Below are 18,439 nucleotides of genomic sequence, written 5' to 3'. Positions count from 1 at the left end.
TTAATAATCAATGCCTAGCAAACGGTAATCAAGCTGAGAAGTTCTTGAGGGGCAAAAACATCACGATAAAAAGTCAACTGCTCTGTCTTGAGATAACAGGCCCCACGATGGCCTCGACGAACCCAAGTAACATTTCCCTTGGCTAGCGTTTCATTTGTTTCCGTGTCGACGCACTTCCATTCAAAAAAGGTATGCTCTCCAGAAAACATGACAATCGGCCAACACATGGTAACACCAGGCTGAGCAATTAATGCCCACCAATGTTTTTCCCTTTCTCTCTGTTCATCTAAACCAAAGTAAGGACCATCTTGGCAGAGATAGATCAAGTCATCTCGATACTCTCCAGTCAAAATATCCCCCCGACCTTGACGGAGTGCCTCACAATGAGTTGGCCACCATTCCTTGTTTTCCTGTTCGATCTGCTGTAAAGTATAGCTGGCATCCAAAGCTGGTAGAACAGGCTCTTTTAAGCTAACAATTCTCTGTGCTTCTTGAATCAGCAGTTTTGCCTTTTCAGGGTCAATCAAACTAGGGTGTGAATAGTCGGCGGATAGTTCCCCATAGTAATTACTGCGTTTCTTCATGTTGTCATCGAAAAAATGGGTTTGAAACCCCGTCCCTTCGGCAAGCTCAGGATAAACCCCTCGGCAAGCTATTGTTTGAAAAGGGTCGAGTGGAAAGAGAGAATAGAGTTTTCAGGAACTTTTCCCCAAGGAAAGAAAAGGTCTTTCAGCGATCAGGGCAGACTTCATCACAAGCTCTCTTAGTTAGTCTTGGTAGAGGGGAGACATGTCAACATAAACACGCCATTCCTTTATTTTATCTCCATTCATGCGTAAGACATCGGTACAGGCAAAATTGACAATTTTGTTGTCTGATAAACGAAGGTAGTGGGCTTCAAACTCAAAAATAACTTGGTCTTTCTCTGGCATATCCAAAACTTGGCGAACATCTGGTGGTTGCATGGTTACCTGCGTATATAGGGACTTCAGAAAATCCGTAACCGCTTGCTTACCTTCTACAGATGAACCGGAACCTACTCGATAAAAAACATTGTCATCCAAGCAGGTTTCAAAGGTTGCCCAATCCTGTTTAAGCATGGAACCAAATAGGGTTTCACAAGTCTGACGCTGGGGCGATTTTTCTTCTGGCATAAATAAAGGCTTCTTTGGTAGTCAAAATATCTGTCCAGTTGATTGACTATGCTGAGGCTAGCAATCCCTACACAGCTAGGGTGATCCTAGCGAGATTCCCAAAAATTGTCAATTAAGAATTCTAAAAAATTGTGAAGAATTGTCAAGAGTTGCCAATGTGGCATTTATTTATTAGAATAAATGCACTAACTAACTAATTTTCCCAAAAAAATTAGTTAGCCGATGACTATAACATATAATTAATTTGCAAGAGTGGTGACTTTAGGGTACTATTATGGCCAAGTTAGATGGAAAAATTATTCTGATAGCTGGTGGTGCTGGGAATGTGGGGGAGGGCATCGTTGCTACTTTTCTCGAGGAGGGAGCCACCGTTATCGTACCCTCCCGACGTGCGGAGGCCTTAGATAGCCTCAGGGAATTCCTTGTTACCTTCGACTCTGAGCGCTTTGTTGGTATCGTTGGCAATATTGGCCAACTGGAAGGTGTTGAAAAAGTTCGAGATGAAATTCTTCAGCGTTTTGGTCGTCTTGATGGGGTACTGGCCTCCCTGGGTGGCTGGTGGACAGGAAATAAGCCCTTAACTGAGGTGTCCATAGAAACCTGGAATCAATATCTGGAAAGCAACTTGACCTCTCATTTTTTGTTAGCCCATACCTTTGTACCTATTCTAACTAACCAGAAAAGTGGAACATATACTTTCCTCGGTGGAACCGCGGCGGAAGTTCCTCTTCCCAGAGTAAGTCCTGTGGGGATTACGGCGGCTGGACAGTTGATGATGGTACGCATCTTGATTGAAGAGACCAAGGGGAGTGGGGTCAGGATTAATGAGGTGATCGTTCAGGGCATGGTGAGAACGCGGGTAATGCAGTCCCATAGTAGTCCAGAATGGATTACCCCCACCGAAATTGGCGAATTTGCGGTCTGGTTAGCTTCCGATGAAGCCTATATGGTGAATGGCAGTATTTTGCATCTCAATCAGCGACCAAGATAAAAGGCTCTTCTAGGTTCTGTGTAATAAGTTTAACTTACATAGGATCGCTCAATCTTTGTGTCTTTGTGGTTCCCTCCACTCGCTTGCCAGCATTACTGTATCTTATAATACATTTTGCCCACCAAACCTAAGAGAGCCGATATAAAGATTGAGTGTAAACTAAACCTCAATTTTGGTTACACTCTAAACAAGATTTTTGCTAACAGGAGCAATGGAAAAAATGACCTATAAAAATGCTGTTCTGGATGATTATGACCTTCAAGCTGGCCTAGCCAGTATCAATCCTAAGTTTGGAGATTTTGTTACTCGTGTCGCTGGAGAAGCTTGGGGTTTACCTATAATTGATCAAAAAACTAAGGCCTTAATTACGATTGCCGTTGATGTCGTGAATCAAGATCAATCGGGACAGGGCAATCCCTTTGGTGCACATATTGATATGGCCTTAAAACAAGGAGCCACCCGAGAGGAGATTGAAGAGCTATTGCTTTTTATGTGTGTTTATGCCGGCTTCAATAAAGTCGCAGCTTGTTTTGGCGCTCTTAACGAATTTTTTGCAAATCGTACCTAATGACGATTTGCAGGCTTAATGAATAATATCTGAGGAAAATGATGAGCCAGCTAAAAAGTCTTTTTCACTGTAACATAAATGTCACCAGCCTTGATGTTTCTCTACCATTTTATGAAATGATTGGCTTTAAGGTCATTATTGATTTTCGTGAAGGTATGAGTAGTTCCCCTTTGGCTAGGGCATTAGGATTATCTCATGCGGTGTTAAGGGGGGTACATCTGAGTACTGATGGTGATCTCGATAAAACCCGTATTGATCTGGTAGAGTTTCAAGAACCAGCAACGGAAGGGAAACCCTATCCCCACCTTCATCATACTGGGATTAATCGAGTATCTATCAGAGTAGATAACTTGGAGGAACTATATGAAAACCTTAAGAGCCAGGGGGTTAAGTTTTTATCTGAGCCGATAACCTTACCGGGTACCAAGGATTTTACTTTTGTTTGTTTTCCTGATCCTGATGGCACAATTCTTCAGTTTGTGGAGGGAGATCTTTCATAAGACCCACCGTTCACTGATGGCGTTGCTGAATCAAGGTATGAATGCCAACTGTGCATCGTATCTAAAAGTTAGTTTGGGTCTAGGTTTAAAAAATCCCACAAGAAAAGATTCAGCTCTCAAATCGGCAACGCCCGCTGATTTTCTACTGATAAGTAGTCGTGCAAAATTAATTTCCTAGTAAAGATAGGCAAAAGGCAAGAGGCAAAAGGCAAGAGGGGGTTAGATATGTGTAATTAATTTTGCTTAGGTACTTAGTGTTTTTAATCTCTTCTGGTGTAATACCATTTTTCTTTGTTCGTCGTAGATATCTTACTCCTCTCTCCCCTTCTGGGCTGTCCATTAGTCAAATCTTTCTTAAGACTCCTTTGTAGCACAACGCTTTCAAAACTCGGTTAACAATTTGTAATATTACTTGTTGACACCTTTACTGACAAAGAAAAAACTGAAATCAAGTCAGGATAAGGGTTGGAGTGCTTACTGAAAAAATTGGTTCTTCGGTTTGTCTTATGCCATGGACGAGGTTATGAGAAATGAACCCCTTGGAGAGACAGACATTGCCGCGATTAAATCTTTTGCCAGATAAGGATTTAGTCGATTTATGCCCCCATATCGAAGCATACCAAGTCCCGAAGAGCCTTATTATCTTTAAGTGAAAAATGCAAGTTGTAGCCGTGCAAAGTATAGAAGGATGAACCAAGCAGTAGTATTACCTACATTAATTGATATTGCCGCCCCGCTCGAAGGGTCTGACAGCATTGCCCTGCCGCCCTATCAAGGCGAATCTTTCTGCCTACAAAACTTTCCCCACTCCCCCTTGACTTTACCACAGGGTAGTCAGGTTTTCTCTGTTGCCGCGCCAACCTATGATGCCATTCCCCGCCAGAGGATTTTAGAGTACAGTGTTAACTATTTGAACCATGCCCTAGAGGTTTTGGAACTGAAGAATGTCCTCGAACCACCTCGGCTATTATTGGTGTTGCCAGACAAAACGAGATCGGCGATCGCAGCTCGCTTGTTAATTGATAGCGTTCTGATGTTAAAAGAACAGTTTCCAGCGTTGGGCTTCACCTTGCTATTTGGCTTAGGTACCCATCCTCTTATGACTTCAGAAGAGATGGAAAAACATCTAGGAAAAGTAAGATATCGGACGCTATTACAGCAAAATATTGCTATTCATCAACAAACCACCCGTAATCCCTATTTACCCACCCAAAAAGTTTGGCTAACCAAGTCTCCAGCGGTAGAGTCCACCGACTTCATGAAGTTAGTCCGACTCTTGGAATCTTGTCAAGCTATGGTGCGTCAACAAATTGCGCCAACGGCGGATCATTCCCTGGAACCTCATTTAGCTTTGCAAGAAGTGATAAACACTAGCCATGCTCACCTTGACCCATCTATCGGGGAAACGACCAAATATCTTGCCAAGGCAATGGTTTCCTTAAACCATCGCCGCCGCCACATAATGGTTATGCCACGATTACTTTGGGAACATCACTTGACTATTGTAGCGGGTGATACTGATCTCCATCCCTACGAAGGCCGGGGCGGTAGTGGAGGACTGCATAAAATGTTGACGGTAGCTCTAGCGGATCTAGGGACAATTCGCCTCTCTCATAGCACCCGTGTGTTATTGGATTCCCAGACAAGAGTTGGGGCAGGGGAAAATGTCTTTGTTCGTATTTTGGATTGGTTAGCAATGGCCTTGGGGGAGGCCTTGACCCAGGACTCCGATAGTTGTGCGCGCGCCCTACCCCTGGGTTTTTCCGTGTTATCCCTTCAGAATGGAAACGTTCATGGATTCTGGTGGAGCCAAAAGGAATCTAGCCGACAACAGTTAACCTCTGTCAAAAAACAGGGACAAACCCAGTCTGTTTGCCATCCTCTTCATTTGGTGATTACCGAAGCAGAGACAGGCAAAGGTACTGACATTTTAGCTGGAGCCCGTTCCCTACAGTATGTGGCCGACTGGGATACCCCTGATAATCGGATTTTGGCGGATACTTGTCATCAACGGGTGGCCTTGTTATTTAATCCCTGCGACGAGCCTCAAAATCACGGCGGTATCGGCAACTATGGCACTAAGCAACAGCTCCAGGTCTTACAAGCCTTGGCGGAGAAGCATCGTTATCAACTCCAGGGTGAACTGTCCATTGTCACTAGCTTATCCCAATGTTTAAACGCCATTCAACATCATCGCCGCAAAACGTTAAGCCGATGGCTAGATCATCTACAACTGGTGAGTGAGATGGATGACTTTCTCGATCTAGTGCAGGATTTAGTTCGATTAACCCAAGTGCTAATAAGTACCTAGGCAAAATTAATTACATACTCGCCTCCAAAATTGTCCAGCACTTTTTTAACGTAAGCGAGGAGGCTCTTTCGGTCTTTATAGGCGCTAAATTCAATCCATTCATATTTTAAAAATCTCCATAATATTTCAATTAAATTTAAATGAGGTGAATAAGTGGGCAACCAAAATATTTTCAAGTTTTTCTTTTCCCATTCCTCAAGTTTCTCGATAAATGCATCGCTGGTATGAATGGAAGCTTGGTCAATTATTATGACAGTTTTTTTCTGTATATTTTGGCAATATTTATCCAGAAAATTGATAACTATCTCGCTAGTAACCGTTCCGACCTGTGTCTCATAAAATAATTGATTATCTCGTTTCATTATTCCTAAAATATTTAGTCTTTTACCTTCAATTGGTGGTAACTTTATCGTGGTTTTTTCTTCTTGCCAAGCATAAGGAATACAAGGCTTTGAATCCCATCCCATTTCATCCAAATATCCTATCTCAATCTCTCCTCTTTTTTCCTGTTTTTTGAGTTCTTCTAAAATAGGTAGTTTGACCTCAAGCTCCCACTCATCAGGGGTTTTGCCCAACCCTCTTCTCACCCTTTTCCACCTCATGTTGATTTTTTTTATTAGTCTTTTTATCGTGTCTTTGCTTATGGTTAATTTCCATTCTTCTACAATTTTGATCTGGATTTTTTTTAAGCTTTTCGGTTCTTCTTTTACCCAGTCAATAACTTGTTGACCTTGGGCTTCTGTCAATTTAGGTTTTCTCCCTCTTCCTCGACGATTATAAAAACCAATTAGTTTTCTATCCTCCCAGTTCGTCAACCAATTATAGATGGTCTTTCTCGTAACTCCAAATATTCCGCTCAATTCTTCTATCGTGGTTCCCTGAAAACTTAAGAGTATACATTTCGCTCGCTCTCTTACTTGATGATGTTTACTAGCTCGATAAATTCTCTCTAGCATTTTCTGGCTCTCGGGGTTTAGGTCTCTAATCAATCTCATTGTATTTTCCTGCTACTTCGTTTTTTCATGTATTATACTTCTTAATTTTTTATTTGGGTAATTAATTTTGCATGACTACTTATTGTTCGAGCAAAACCCTGTACTTTGGCAAGAGGAGCTACAGGCATTGTTATCCAACTATAGTAACCCTTATAGCAAAGAAGGTAGAGCGATCGCCGAACTGTTAAACTCATTGCTCAGGGGAGATTCCCTAGGTAAAATTGACCAACAGCTTACTGACCTTCGCTGCCATTATCACAACACAATCGGTTTAGGACCTGGCGGTCAGAGGTCCCTACGCCTCTATCGGATTTTGCAAAAGTTTGAAGTCTTAATTTTGGCAACGACCAATAATAATGTGCTTGATTTTTTGGAGCAACTTGATCCGGACCTCTGCGCCCTCTTGCCAGATGCGGTCGCTAATCGTTTTCGGGAAAACCGGGTTTCCTGTCGGCTACTGGGCATAGTCGGGATCAATTTAAACGAGCATACCTGTCAAACGGCGTTAGACTATGGGATTAACTATACCAAATTTTATCATCCCCTAGTTCCCAACCCCCAAATTGGTTTTTTGCCCCAGCCTCTAATTTTGCGACGTTGCTAACCACTCGCCCCTGTTCTTTCCCAAAGGATTTTGTAACCATGGCCGCCTATCTTCTTCTCGCCCGTCAACTGTATCTGCCGCTCCTGAGCGCAGTATTAGCGGGGGCCGGTATTAGTTTGGCCTTGAAAACGTTCAGCCGTTTTGGATGGTTCCCCACTGATTGGTCGTTACGCTTACCCCGTTGGCTCGGCAAATTTCTTTATTTAATTGGGGTTCCCATTAGTGTTGTCAATTTCATTCGCAAAGCTGATCTTTCGGGGGACATTTGGTTAGCCCCGATCACCGCCTGGACAGCTATTGTCTTGGGACTGCTCTTTGCCAACTTATGGACACAAATCCATCGAGACCAATGGGCGATCGCCACTCAAAGCAGTTTTACCGAGTTGTGTTTAGTGGGCAATACCAGTTTTTTGGGATTTCCCGTGGCCCTACTATTGCCACAATTGGGTCCGCATTACTTCGCCTGGGCTCTGCTATACGACGTTTTAGGAACCTTTTTCGGTGCTTACGGTTTGGGTGTTATCATCGCCGCTCGCTTCCGTTTTCACCAAACTCAGGTTGGCAAACCAGCGATCAGGCCTCCGTTCCTAGGGCAAATTGCTAGAGAAGTTATCGCTAATCCTTGCTTGATCGCTTTTTTTATCGGTTTAGCCCTCCGTCCCCTTCCCTTTCCTGTCTGGTTAACCAATGTCCTTAATTTTTTTGCTTGGAGCGTAATTATGATGGCCCTGGCCTTGATCGGTATTCGCCTCCAACAACTGGACTCTTGGAGCAATATCCACACAGCGATAGGAGTCGTTGCCATCAAAATGTTACTGGTGCCCATGGTCATTGGAATGGGACTGACGACGATCGGCGTTTATGGCCCTGCCAGATTGGCGCTGGTTTTGCAAGCTAGTATGCCCTGTGCCTTTGCGACCCTAGTTATCGCCGAAGCCTACGATTTAGACCGTTCCTTGGTGGTTACAGCCCTCGGACTCAGCTCTTTGGCTTTAATTTTTATGATACCTTTTTGGATATGGGGGTTTGCGACCTGGTAATCTGTTCCGATACCCAGAAGTCGGTGAACCTCTTATTGGGACTTGATTCCGGTTCTTCGGTTTGTGTTATGCAATGGACGGGGTTTATAAGGGATGCAACCCTTATATAGAAAGGCATTTAGCGATTTTTGTTGATTGTTTTTGCTCTAGAGCGAACTAATCAATTAAGTCTCTTGCCAGATAAGGATTTAGTCGATTTATGCCCTCCTATCGAACCATAACAAGTAACGAAGAGCCTTGATTCCTAACCCTCCTTAATTTTGGCCATTATCCTAACAACTGGAGTTTAGACTAAATAGGATTTTGCGCTGTATGCCGTGGCTTTCTGCTCATTTGTGGCACTATCTATGGTGTACTTTTTGATTTAGTCTCAAGTCCAATAACAACTAATGATTCGCTTTAAAAAATTGAGTTATGCTAACTTCCACTCTACAAAAACTCTTTCGTTCTACTCCATGGATTATCTCTATTTTTCTATTAACAGGATGTGGGGTTGCTCAGTTTGAGCAAGGAATGCCTGACAGTCCAGATCGCCCCTTACAGGTTTGGTGGAGTGAAGGCTACTATCCTGAAGAAACAGAGGCAATTCGACGGGTCATTGATCGGTGGGAGACTACCACTGGCAAATTGGTGGAACTTACTTTTTATAGCGAAAAAGATTTGGTTGTAGAAACCGAAAAAGCCCTGCAACAGGGAACCCTTCCAGATGTCATCTATGGCTATAGCATTGATACTGTCCTGATTCCTAAACTGGCATGGAATGATCAACTTGCAGATGTTACCAGCATTATAGAACCACTAAAAAAACAATATATTCGTGAGGCTCTTGATAGTGTTTACTATTTCAATCACCCCAAAAAGGCTCGTAGTTACTACGCCGTACCTATTTCGCAGTCCACTACCCATATTCACTATTGGCAAGATTTTCTGTCCAAAGCCAAGGTAAACCCACGACAATTGCCCCAGGAATGGAGTTCTTTTTGGCAAATTTGGAAAACGGCCCAAACCAATTTACGTCAGCAGGGGGAGACCACTATCTACGGACTCGGTTTACCCATGTCTAGCATTGCTACCGATACGAATAATATATTTGAACAGTTTCTGGAAGCCTACAATGTCCAATTAGTTGACGATCAAGGGAATCTTAACCTCGATTCCTCCCAGGAGCGACAGGGAATTGTGGCAGCCTTAAAAAACTACACAGATTTCTATCAGCAAGGATTTGTTCCCCCCCAAGCAATTACCTGGAATGATCCTGACAATAATGTCTTTTTCCTGAGTAATTTAACGGTAATGACGGCTAATCCAACCTTGTCTATTCCGGGTTCTCAACGCCAAGATCCCATTAACTACAATGAGCGAATGAGAACAATTCCTTGGCCGAATAAACCGGATAAAACCCCGATGCGGAACATCACCTATGTCAAACAAATTGCCATTTTCCAAGAGACCTCTTACCTCAAGGAGGCTAAAAGTCTAGTGACATTTTTAGTCCAACCAGAAAATCTTGCTAAATTTATTGAGGGTTCCCAGGGGCGTTTTTTTCCGGTGATGCCAGTCCTGATGAAACGTCCCCTCTGGAATAATCCCCAGGATGCCCACCTTTTTAATTTAAAAGTGCAGTTTGATAACCCTCGTCTAGCCTATACTGTCTTCAACCCAGCCTATAGTGAAGTTCTGTCCCAAAATATTTGGGGACAAGCTATTCAAAAAATTCTCATTGATCGTCAATCCCCGGAACAAGCGGCAGATTTTGCCATCAATAAAATTAAAAATATTTTCGAGAATTGGCAATAATTAGGGCTTACTGCATAAGGGGAAAACTCTTTTAAAATAAGGCTTTTGATCTGTTAAAATCCGATGTTAGTCCAAGAAAATAAGATTGAGACCTTCAAAAACCTGGTATTATCTTTCTTGCCTAGGACTTTTTCAGCAAACCCTAATTATTTCTATGGTTAGTCCTCTTTATAAATTTACCGCTTATTTCTGTTTATTATCCACCCTTGGCTTTAGCGGTGGGGCTTTTACTCTTTATATCCGTGAGCGGGAGGAGGCTTTGAAGCCAAACTATCGCGCTCTAGAAAGAGTTGCTAACTTAAAGGAACAGCAGGTTGCTCAATGGTTTGGTCAGTATAAACGTGATTTTACCCAAGATTTACAAAATAGCCAGGTCCAGAAGGCGGCATTAACCTTGTTGACTATCCGCTTAAAATCAGATTCCAATTATCAAAAAGCCTATCGGTTTCTATTAAATTACTTCTCTCATCAAAAACCTAGTCGCGAAAGTAGTTTATTGCTAAATCGGGGAGGGATTGTCATGTTTTCCACGGGGAAATTAGAAGAAGGACAATATCAACCCCTTCAAAATACATCTACATATTTCACCCCCGACCAAATCAATGTAATTAAACCCATTTTTTATCAATCTTCTCTGACACAAAGGCCAGAGATTACCTTTGTTGTTCCCTTATTGAATAGTCAGAATCTTCGCATTGGGGCATTTGCCACGGTACTGAATCTCCAGAATCTAGACAATCTAGTGCGATCGCCATTCAGCAATGTTTCTCCCGAAAAATTGGCGACAAGTTATTTAGTGGGAAATTTATCCCACACCCAGAATGCTTTAATTGCCTTAGATCCACGCCGATCTGAAACCAGTCTTCCCCAGATTTCAACCCCTCAGTGGCTAGGAAATTCATCTCTATTGATCAAGAACAACTATCACGTCAACAGTTTAGGCATCACCGAAGTATTACGGGAAAAGAGTGGGAATCTAGCCTACTTGGATTACCGGGGTGAACCTGTTTTAGGGGTGTATCGTTGGTTGTCGGACTATCATTTAGGGCTGATGGTCGAAATCGATCAAGTTCTGGTTTTTCGCCAAGCCCAACAGAAGATTCGCGGGCTTTATTGGCTGGGTATTACTCTCAATATTCCCTTGGCTGTGCTGTTGGTCACCTTTTTCAAGCCCCGCCCATCATCAGGGATCAACGATTAGGATAACCGCTTGAGGGCAACGACCGTAATGTCATCAAATTGGTCAGCCTTGCCAATATGCTCTAGGACTGCCTCTGTAATGGTTTGAACTAGAGCTTTTGCTGAAGTTTGGGGTTGAGTAAGTAACTCTTTAAGGCGATCGCTGCCAAAGAATTTTCCTGTTATTGATTTTGCTTCGGGAACACCGTCGGTATAAGCAAAGAAACTGTCTCCAGTTTCTAGAGATGTTTCTCGTACCTGAAAGGGCAGATCGGGTAGCATGCCCACCGCTGGGCCGGTTGACATTAACGTTTGTTTAAGGCGATAGTCCCGATCTAAAACAAATACGGGTTCATGGCCGCCGTTGATATAGCTCATATTGCCAGTATCGAGGTTTAAGACCCCAAAAAAAATTGTGGCAAACATCGCAGTATCGCCATGGTTAATCGCAACATAGTTATTGGCTAAAGTAATAGCTTCAAGAATGAGATGATAATTAATGTGATCACAGTTGGCGTCTATCGGAGCAGAGGATTTCCTATTGAAGCTTAACCCATCTAGTAGAGTTTGCCCAGAAAAAATGCGAATTAAACTGCGAAACAATCCCATAAACAACGCTGCGCCAACTCCTTTATCGCACACATCCGCAATGACAATGCCCACCGTATTGTTAGACAGGTCAAACATATCGTAGAAATCCCCAGCTAATTGCTTGGCCGGACTAAAAAATGATTCAAATTCCCACCCTGGCTTAGACAAGTTTTGGGCGGGTAAAAAATTCTTCTGCATTTGGCGGCCTCTATCCAATTCTTGCTCTAGGAGTGCGGATAAGGTTTCTACTTGCTGAGTGTAAAGAACTTCCTGATCCCGAAGTCTTTTACGCTCAAGAGAAGCACCAATACGGGCCGTTAAGAGAATGGGATCAAAGGGTTTCGGTAGATAATCTTCCGCTCCCATCTGGATACATTGAACAATCTGCTGAAAGTCATCCAATGCAGAAATCATAATCACCGGAATAAATTGAAATTGGGGAGAGACTTTGAGAAATTTCAAAAACTCGTAACCATTAGTGTCTGGCATGATTACGTCCAATAAGATGATATCAAAGGCAGATTCTTGTAGATGCTCAAGTGCCAGTTTGGTGTTTAAACAAGTGGTGACTTGGTGTCCTTTCCGGGTTAATTGTCTGGCCAACAAATCTAGATTGGTTTGGTTATCATCGACCACTAAAATTCGACCTCTTAGATCAGGGGAAATGCTGGCCACCGCGATTGACGGTAGCTCGATATTCTGCCCTAGCTCTTCCCCATTGTTAATCGTCGGCCGTTCGATTACTTTCGCTAGGATCGAGGTGGCAGCTTGGTAATACAGTTCATCCAGATGATGAATAAAGTGGTCTAAAGCGATCACTGCCGTCCGAATTTTTTCTACATCAAGGGTTAAGTTTGGTTCTAAACCCTCAGTAAGCAAGTTTTCAACCCTTGTTACGAGGGCGCAAATTGGTTGAGTCATGGATTCAGATACCCGAGAGAGGAGTTCCACAGTCTTGGAATCCTCGGCTTCGCCGTCCGTTTCTGGCATGACCAGGCGATTAATCAGCCCCAGCAGGTGTCTTCCTTGCTCTGCTATGGTGCCACATTCTCCTGACAATGGCGATAGGCCATCCTCCAGATCTTCCTGAAGCATTTCAGCGTAGCCAATAATAGCATTGATGGGAGTACGCAACTCATGACGTACATGGGAAAGTGCCTGTTCATTGCCCTGGGTCGAATCGTGGATGCTCATCGGTTTTCCTAGTAAAAATTAGGCAGATAATTGGGTATTAATTTTATCGAGCAGTCGTTTAAACTCAATCGGTTTGGTATCGTAGTCATCACATCCGGCAGCGATCGCCTTTTCTCTGTCCGCCGCCATGGCATGGGCCGTCAGAGCAATAATTGGAATAGCACTGGTTGCATCATTTGCCTTGATAGTTTGGGTCGCAGTCCAACCGTCAATAATAGGTAAACTCATATCCATCAAGATCAGATCAGGCCTTTCCACGGTAGCAAGGGCGATTCCCTGCTCACCATCAACGGCGATCACTACTTCAAAACCTTGGCGAATGAGACGTCTCGACAGCATGTCACGATTCATTTCATTATCTTCAACGAGCAAAATTTTAGGCATAGGTGATATACTTCCAAAAGATAGTCTAGAAAACTACGAACGAGACTCTCAGCTATTATAAAGCCCTCCATAGCTATTATGCAAATCACAAAGCTAATTCGAGAAAAACTATTAGTAAAACTGGTTCTACTATATTTTTTTGCCTCAACCTCTATCGTTGCTCTAATCACCCTCAGCAATTATCTTTTAATTAGAAGGGCTGTTATTAACGATGCCTACGGCGACTTAGGCGTATCGGTTGGTTATCAAGAGTCTTACATAGAACATTGGTTTCAGTTGATTAAGTATCAGTTATTTACGCTACGAAGTATTGGTCATATTAAAGAATACGCTCAAGTATTGAAGAGCAAGCCGGCTGATAGTTTTAATTATGAGCAAGCAAGGGAAGCATTGCAACGAAATTTTGCCATTATTAGTCAAATTTCCCAAAATATAGATACCATTAGTTTCCTGAGTCCTAGTGGTATTGTCATTGCATCTTCCGATCCTTCAAGAATAGGTCAATACTCGGGTATAGGTAATCAAACAACCTACTTTCCTGCTAACCAAACCGACGATATTAATATTGTTCCCACCATTTATACAAAAGAGAAGACTAACCGTCCTCTAATGACCTTTACCACAGACCTTTTAAATGACCAGAATAAACGCCTTGGCTATCTCACCATGGATATTAATCTTCATATACTTGATCAAATAATTCGCAGCAATCCCAACCCAGAGCTATTGACCCCTTCAAGTCTTCTGCCAGATACCTTTTTAATTGGTAAAGTTAATAATCAAAATACTTTTTTATCGGTAGCATCAAACAATAATGTTATCGTCAAAAATCCCAAACAATTTATTCCTCCCATACTTCAGACTATGCTTCGCAGCAAAAATGACATGGTTAGTATATATGTGAATCATTGGGGAATTCCGGTGATTGGTACATACAATTGGATTGACAAATATAATTTAGCCTTGGTCGCAGAAATCAATCAGTCTGATACCATTGAACAAGTGAAGAAATTGACCGAAAAACTAATTATCATTGGCCTCGGTGGTGGAACAACTCTTTTGCTTGTAGTGTATTTACTCTCAATTAAAATTACTAAACCCATTTTGGCGATAACCCAGGCCGCCGAGAATATTGCCGCAGGAGAAACCGGCGTAAGAGCACCCGTTTTGACGCAGGACGAGATTGGTTCATTAGCGATAACATTTAATCACATGACAGATAGTTTAAATTTAAGTCTTGAAACATTGTCCGAAAAAAATCGGGAGTTAGAGAACACTCAACGAGAACTTGCTGCGGTGAATATTGGACTAGAAAAAAAAGTTAAAAAGCGCACAGAGGCATTAGAGCAAACTATTGAAAAAGCCAAAGTTGCCCGTGCTGAAGCTGAGGCTGCCAATGCAACTAAAAGCATTTTTCTTGCTAATATGAGCCATGAATTGCGGACACCGTTAAACGCAATTATTGGCTATAGTGAAATGTTAATTGAAGAAGCAGAAGATTTAGAACCGCAAGAGTTTGTTCCCGATTTGGAGAAAATCCAGCGATCGGGTAAATTATTGTTAGCACTGATTAACGATCTATTAGACCTCTCAAAAATCGAAGCGGGCAAGATGGATCTCTATTTAGAAACCTTTAATGTCAATGAATTGATCGAGGGGATTATCGCAACGGTTAACCCCTTAATACAAAAAAATAATAATCAGTTAATTTTGGAAAATCAAACATCGGGATTGATGTTATATGCTGATCAAGCTAAGGTGCGACAGTCCATACTGAATTTATTAAGCAATGCAGCTAAATTCACCTATGAAGGCAACATTTGCTTGCGAATTCAATGCTACAGTGATGCCAACCAAGAATGGATTAAATTTGCGGTGCAAGATACGGGTATCGGATTATCGCTGGAGCAACAGGATAGATTATTTCAACCCTTTACCCAGGCAGATGCCTCAACCACTCAAAAATATGGCGGCACTGGATTAGGATTGGCTTTAAGTCGTCAGTTTTGTAGGCTACAAGGTGGTGATATTACTGTTAGTAGCGAATTGGGTAAAGGTTCTTGTTTTAGTATTACCTTGCCCTTTAACTCTGAACCTGCTTAAGGAGAAAAATTGATGATAAAAGAGCAGGGTAAGAGTATCTCAGTTAGGCTTGACAAAAAGCTCTCAGCACAGTCATCATATAGTTACTATCCATCGTGAGCTCAGCGTTCGACTGAGCGTTCGACAAAAGCTCACGCGGCGGTTCGACAGGCTCACCGTCCGCTCGACTGAGCTCGCCGAACGTCCGAAGTCTCACGCCGAGGTCCGAACGGGTGTGGGATTTTACCGGTTTTGAGGTGGCCAATTACCTAACTTTCAGGGAAAAAGTGCCTCAATTTTCCCCCTCATCACTCCCGTGCCTGGTACTTTTTGTCAATCAAAAAGTCTAAAAGTCTTACCCAACAAGGTTTTTATCATTATTCAGCAAGCCCTAGTTAAGATAGCGTTTCCTAAGCTAGTGAGGTACACCTATTTTTCTTCCCTTTTGCCTTTTGCCTCAAACCCATAACTTTTGTAACTCAGTAGACTGAAAACCGCTATATCTTTTGGTATTAACCTGTTTGTGCATTAAGTCTCTCCCTAGCTAGTTTTAGTCGTAGGCTCTCTCAGGGAATTTTATTTTAAGTTAATTATTTGCATAACAGTTCCCGAAGAGCCGTACTTTTTTAAATCGTTGGAGTTGGCAGTTTCATTACAAAAATGTTGCGGTTGCGATCATCGACCCGTTCATAAGAAAAATCATCTACCCCATCTAACACCAAAAAAATCCCTAACCCCCCATGGGGTCGCTGAATCAAAGAACGGTTTAAATCCGCCTCCGTGGGTAAATGATGGGTCGTTGGATCATAAGCCACAGCCGTATCTTCCAGAGTGATAATTAACTGTTCATCTGTTAACTGAGCTGTGACAACAATATCCCCCGTTAATCTCGATTGTTGATAGCCATGGATAATAATATTGGAAGCCATTTCATCCACCGCTAATCGTAGTTTATAAACCGCTTTTTTCCCTAAACCCGCCTCTGTCGCCGCAGCCATGACATACTGGGCGATCGACGCAAGGGAATCTAAGGTTCCCGGAACAGTAAGAGTTTCCATTGCGTAATTTGTCCTTGGCAAAATAGGTAGAGAATTAATGGATAATGGATAGTAGATAGTTGATAATTCAACAAGTTTTGAAAAAATGCTGGGTTCTTCGGTTTGTGCTATGTAATGAACGGGGGGTGTAAGGGATGGAACCCTTGTAGAAAGAGGCATTTGGCGATTTTGGTCAATTGTTTTCGATCTAGAGCGAACTAATCAATTAAGTCCCTTGCCAGATAAAAATTTAGTCGATTTATGCGACCGAATCGAACCATACCAAGTAACGAAGAACCCAGTTTTTCTTCTTTATTTTTGCGAATAAAAGCTGAGATTAAGCAAAAATAATCTGAAAGACAGCGTCGTTGAAGTCGAAGTCGCTAACACCTAAATTACCAGGTAAATCTTCAAATCCGAAGACATTGTTACCATAACTCCGTAGATGCTCAACCCCGTCAGGATTAGCTACACCAAAGCTAAAGTAAGCAACTTCGTGGGTCCAGAAATTATCAACCGTGGCGGCAGTATTTTGGCTATTTATATCCAAGAACTTGGCAATACCCTCTGCTAAGGTATCCCCAGGCTCTAACAGGTTGCCACCATTAGCAATAACGAAGGGGGCGTAATATTCCCCACCGTTAATCAACACATCGCCAAATTGTGCTGCGGAAGTATTTTTATTGGTATCCCCTTCAGCCCCTAGACGAAGAAGAACATCAGTTTTGTATTGACCCAACGCGGAAGAGGCATAGCCAATATCGCCAGGATTGAGTAAGTCCTCGATGGAGCCATTGCCATTAGCATCGTTAATATCAATCACTGCTCCTTGTGCATTCGCTAATCTGTAAAAACCGATGAGGTTGTCGAAGAGAGCATTGGTTAGATTGGGGACTTGCTGATCAAGGCTAACAGTAGATGTGTTGCCAATTTTATAGGTCAAACTGCCAAGGTTGCCGTCGGATTGAATAGGAGTGAAGTTAATCTTGGTACCAGCCTCACCCGGAATAGAAATTAAACCACCAGGATTGCTAAGGCTACCCCCAGAAATAGAATCAGAAATATAAGCCCCTTCGCTGGCACCAGGCGTATTGGTGTCTGGGCCCAGATACTTCATAATACTACTTCCACCAAAGTTAGAGACATAAAACTCCGTAGCCCCGTCATCATTTAAGTCAAAAAGTCGTACTCGAGAGCTAATATCGAGTTCATTACTACTATTGTCAACAAAGTTCACATCTAGTCGTTGACCAGTAGGACTATACTGTGCAATCGTAGTTGGTGGTAGTCCAAAAGTAGGACCGGAAAACGTACCATTGTACAGATTTCCCACTTTATCAAAGGCAATACCCGACGGAATCAACTGAGCAATATCTGAAGCGATAAAGGTTTCTGCTAGTTTGGTGTCTGGATTATATTTAATAACCTGATTGGTACTAAACACACCGCCAATGTAAAGATTTCCGTCACGATCAAATTCCATTAGGGCGGCAGACAAAGGGGTACTTGTGCCAGGTATAAAGGCAATATGGTCAAGTAATGTTCCTGTTTCAAAGTCGTAACGCTTGACCCCATCCCCTGTCAGACTGCTGACATACAAGCTATAGTCATTGGTTCCATCTTGGCCAATAACGACCTCTTCAGGTGTGTCGGGGGTCGTTCCATTGAGGAAATATCCCTGAAAATTCCCGCTGACATCATACTTTTTAACACTATTAGCTCCTTGATCATTGATGTAGACTAAGCCATCTGGCCCGAGAGTCAAACCAGAGGCAACCGTTATATTGGCATCCCCCAGTCCCGCCGAAATGAAAATGCCATCAAAAGAACCATCGACGTTGTAACGATTAATCGTACTCAATCCAGGAGTATAAACTTTCCTGAACCCAAGGTCGCTATAGCCATCGGTTCCTGCTTTATCAGGCTGATAATCGACGATGGCAAAGTTATTAACACTGGCAACTAAAAGTGAATCACGGAGTAGAAAATTCAAACCAGTCATAGTTGATCAA

General features: G+C 42.6%; 16 protein-coding genes. 9 read left to right on the top strand and 7 right to left on the bottom strand.

From position 1 onward, the window contains the following. Positions 1 to 14 precede the first annotated feature (14 nt). Entirely contained in the window at positions 15 to 584 is a 570-nt protein-coding gene (locus ACE3JL_RS13230) for a hypothetical protein (RefSeq protein WP_375327669.1), read from the bottom strand. Positions 585 to 767: 183 nt separating this feature from the next. Next, complete coding sequence (locus ACE3JL_RS13225) at positions 768 to 1,154, bottom strand: nuclear transport factor 2 family protein (RefSeq protein ID WP_375327668.1); 387 nt, start codon at positions 1,152 to 1,154, stop codon at positions 768 to 770. A 274-nt stretch (positions 1,155 to 1,428) separates the two neighbouring features. Between ACE3JL_RS13225 and ACE3JL_RS13220 the strand changes: the two genes are divergently transcribed. From ACE3JL_RS13220 to ACE3JL_RS13205, 4 genes are all read left to right on the top strand, one after another. Next, on the top strand, positions 1,429 to 2,145 hold the full coding sequence (locus tag ACE3JL_RS13220) for an SDR family NAD(P)-dependent oxidoreductase (protein WP_375327667.1): 717 nt from the start codon (positions 1,429 to 1,431) through the stop codon (positions 2,143 to 2,145). A 211-nt stretch (positions 2,146 to 2,356) separates the two neighbouring features. Continuing rightward, positions 2,357 to 2,713 carry a carboxymuconolactone decarboxylase family protein gene (locus ACE3JL_RS13215; RefSeq protein ID WP_375327666.1) on the top strand — a complete coding sequence of 119 codons (357 nt, stop codon included), beginning with the start codon at positions 2,357 to 2,359 and terminating at the stop codon, positions 2,711 to 2,713. A 41-nt stretch (positions 2,714 to 2,754) separates the two neighbouring features. After that, positions 2,755 to 3,213: a VOC family protein gene (locus ACE3JL_RS13210; RefSeq protein ID WP_375327665.1), complete on the top strand. Its 459-nt coding sequence runs from the start codon at positions 2,755 to 2,757 to the stop codon at positions 3,211 to 3,213. Between the two features lie 688 nt (positions 3,214 to 3,901). Next, a complete protein-coding gene (locus ACE3JL_RS13205) occupies positions 3,902 to 5,524 on the top strand; it encodes a hypothetical protein (protein ID WP_375327664.1) in 1,623 nt (540 codons plus the stop codon). Here ACE3JL_RS13205 and ACE3JL_RS13200 read toward each other — a convergent pair. Continuing rightward, positions 5,521 to 6,519, bottom strand: a complete 999-nt coding sequence (locus ACE3JL_RS13200) for an IS630 family transposase (RefSeq protein ID WP_375327663.1) — start codon at positions 6,517 to 6,519, stop codon at positions 5,521 to 5,523. The two genes, ACE3JL_RS13205 and ACE3JL_RS13200, sit on opposite strands and share 4 nt — an antisense overlap. A gap of 67 nt (positions 6,520 to 6,586) precedes the next feature. On the opposite strand from ACE3JL_RS13200, the gene ACE3JL_RS13195 reads away from it, so the two are divergent. The 4 genes from ACE3JL_RS13195 to ACE3JL_RS13180 all read left to right on the top strand — a co-directional run bounded on the left by ACE3JL_RS13195 (position 6,587) and on the right by ACE3JL_RS13180 (position 11,161). After that, positions 6,587 to 7,123, top strand: a complete 537-nt coding sequence (locus tag ACE3JL_RS13195) for a hypothetical protein (protein WP_375327662.1) — start codon at positions 6,587 to 6,589, stop codon at positions 7,121 to 7,123. A 38-nt stretch (positions 7,124 to 7,161) separates the two neighbouring features. Beyond that, positions 7,162 to 8,163, top strand: coding sequence for an AEC family transporter (locus ACE3JL_RS13190; protein ID WP_375327661.1), 1,002 nt, complete (start codon positions 7,162 to 7,164; stop codon positions 8,161 to 8,163). A 414-nt stretch (positions 8,164 to 8,577) separates the two neighbouring features. Next, positions 8,578 to 9,960: an ABC transporter substrate-binding protein gene (locus tag ACE3JL_RS13185; RefSeq protein WP_375327660.1), complete on the top strand. Its 1,383-nt coding sequence runs from the start codon at positions 8,578 to 8,580 to the stop codon at positions 9,958 to 9,960. 154 nt (positions 9,961 to 10,114) lie between these two features. Further along, positions 10,115 to 11,161 carry a hypothetical protein gene (locus ACE3JL_RS13180; protein ID WP_375327659.1) on the top strand — a complete coding sequence of 349 codons (1,047 nt, stop codon included), beginning with the start codon at positions 10,115 to 10,117 and terminating at the stop codon, positions 11,159 to 11,161. Here the strand turns inward: ACE3JL_RS13180 and ACE3JL_RS13175 are convergent. Then, positions 11,158 to 12,924, bottom strand: coding sequence for a SpoIIE family protein phosphatase (locus ACE3JL_RS13175; protein WP_375327658.1), 1,767 nt, complete (start codon positions 12,922 to 12,924; stop codon positions 11,158 to 11,160). The genes ACE3JL_RS13180 and ACE3JL_RS13175 overlap by 4 nt on opposite strands. Before the next feature lie 18 nt (positions 12,925 to 12,942). Continuing rightward, a complete protein-coding gene (locus ACE3JL_RS13170; RefSeq protein ID WP_375327657.1) occupies positions 12,943 to 13,308 on the bottom strand; it encodes a response regulator in 366 nt (121 codons plus the stop codon). A gap of 78 nt (positions 13,309 to 13,386) precedes the next feature. Here ACE3JL_RS13170 and ACE3JL_RS13165 point away from each other — a divergent pair, with 78 nt between their 5' ends. Further along, complete coding sequence (locus ACE3JL_RS13165; RefSeq protein ID WP_375327656.1) at positions 13,387 to 15,411, top strand: ATP-binding protein; 2,025 nt, start codon at positions 13,387 to 13,389, stop codon at positions 15,409 to 15,411. A 605-nt stretch (positions 15,412 to 16,016) separates the two neighbouring features. On the opposite strand, the gene ACE3JL_RS13160 is transcribed toward ACE3JL_RS13165, so the two are convergent. Next, positions 16,017 to 16,448, bottom strand: coding sequence for an ATP-binding protein (locus ACE3JL_RS13160; RefSeq protein ID WP_375327655.1), 432 nt, complete (start codon positions 16,446 to 16,448; stop codon positions 16,017 to 16,019). A 316-nt stretch (positions 16,449 to 16,764) separates the two neighbouring features. Continuing rightward, entirely contained in the window at positions 16,765 to 18,429 is a 1,665-nt protein-coding gene (locus tag ACE3JL_RS13155; protein WP_375327654.1) for a DUF4114 domain-containing protein, read from the bottom strand. Positions 18,430 to 18,439 lie beyond the last annotated feature (10 nt).

Source organism: Microcystis sp. BLCC-F210 (genome assembly GCF_042134685.1).
GTDB lineage: Bacteria > Cyanobacteriota > Cyanobacteriia > Cyanobacteriales > Microcystaceae > Microcystis > Microcystis aeruginosa_D.
This window is presented reverse-complemented; position numbering and strand designations above follow the sequence as displayed.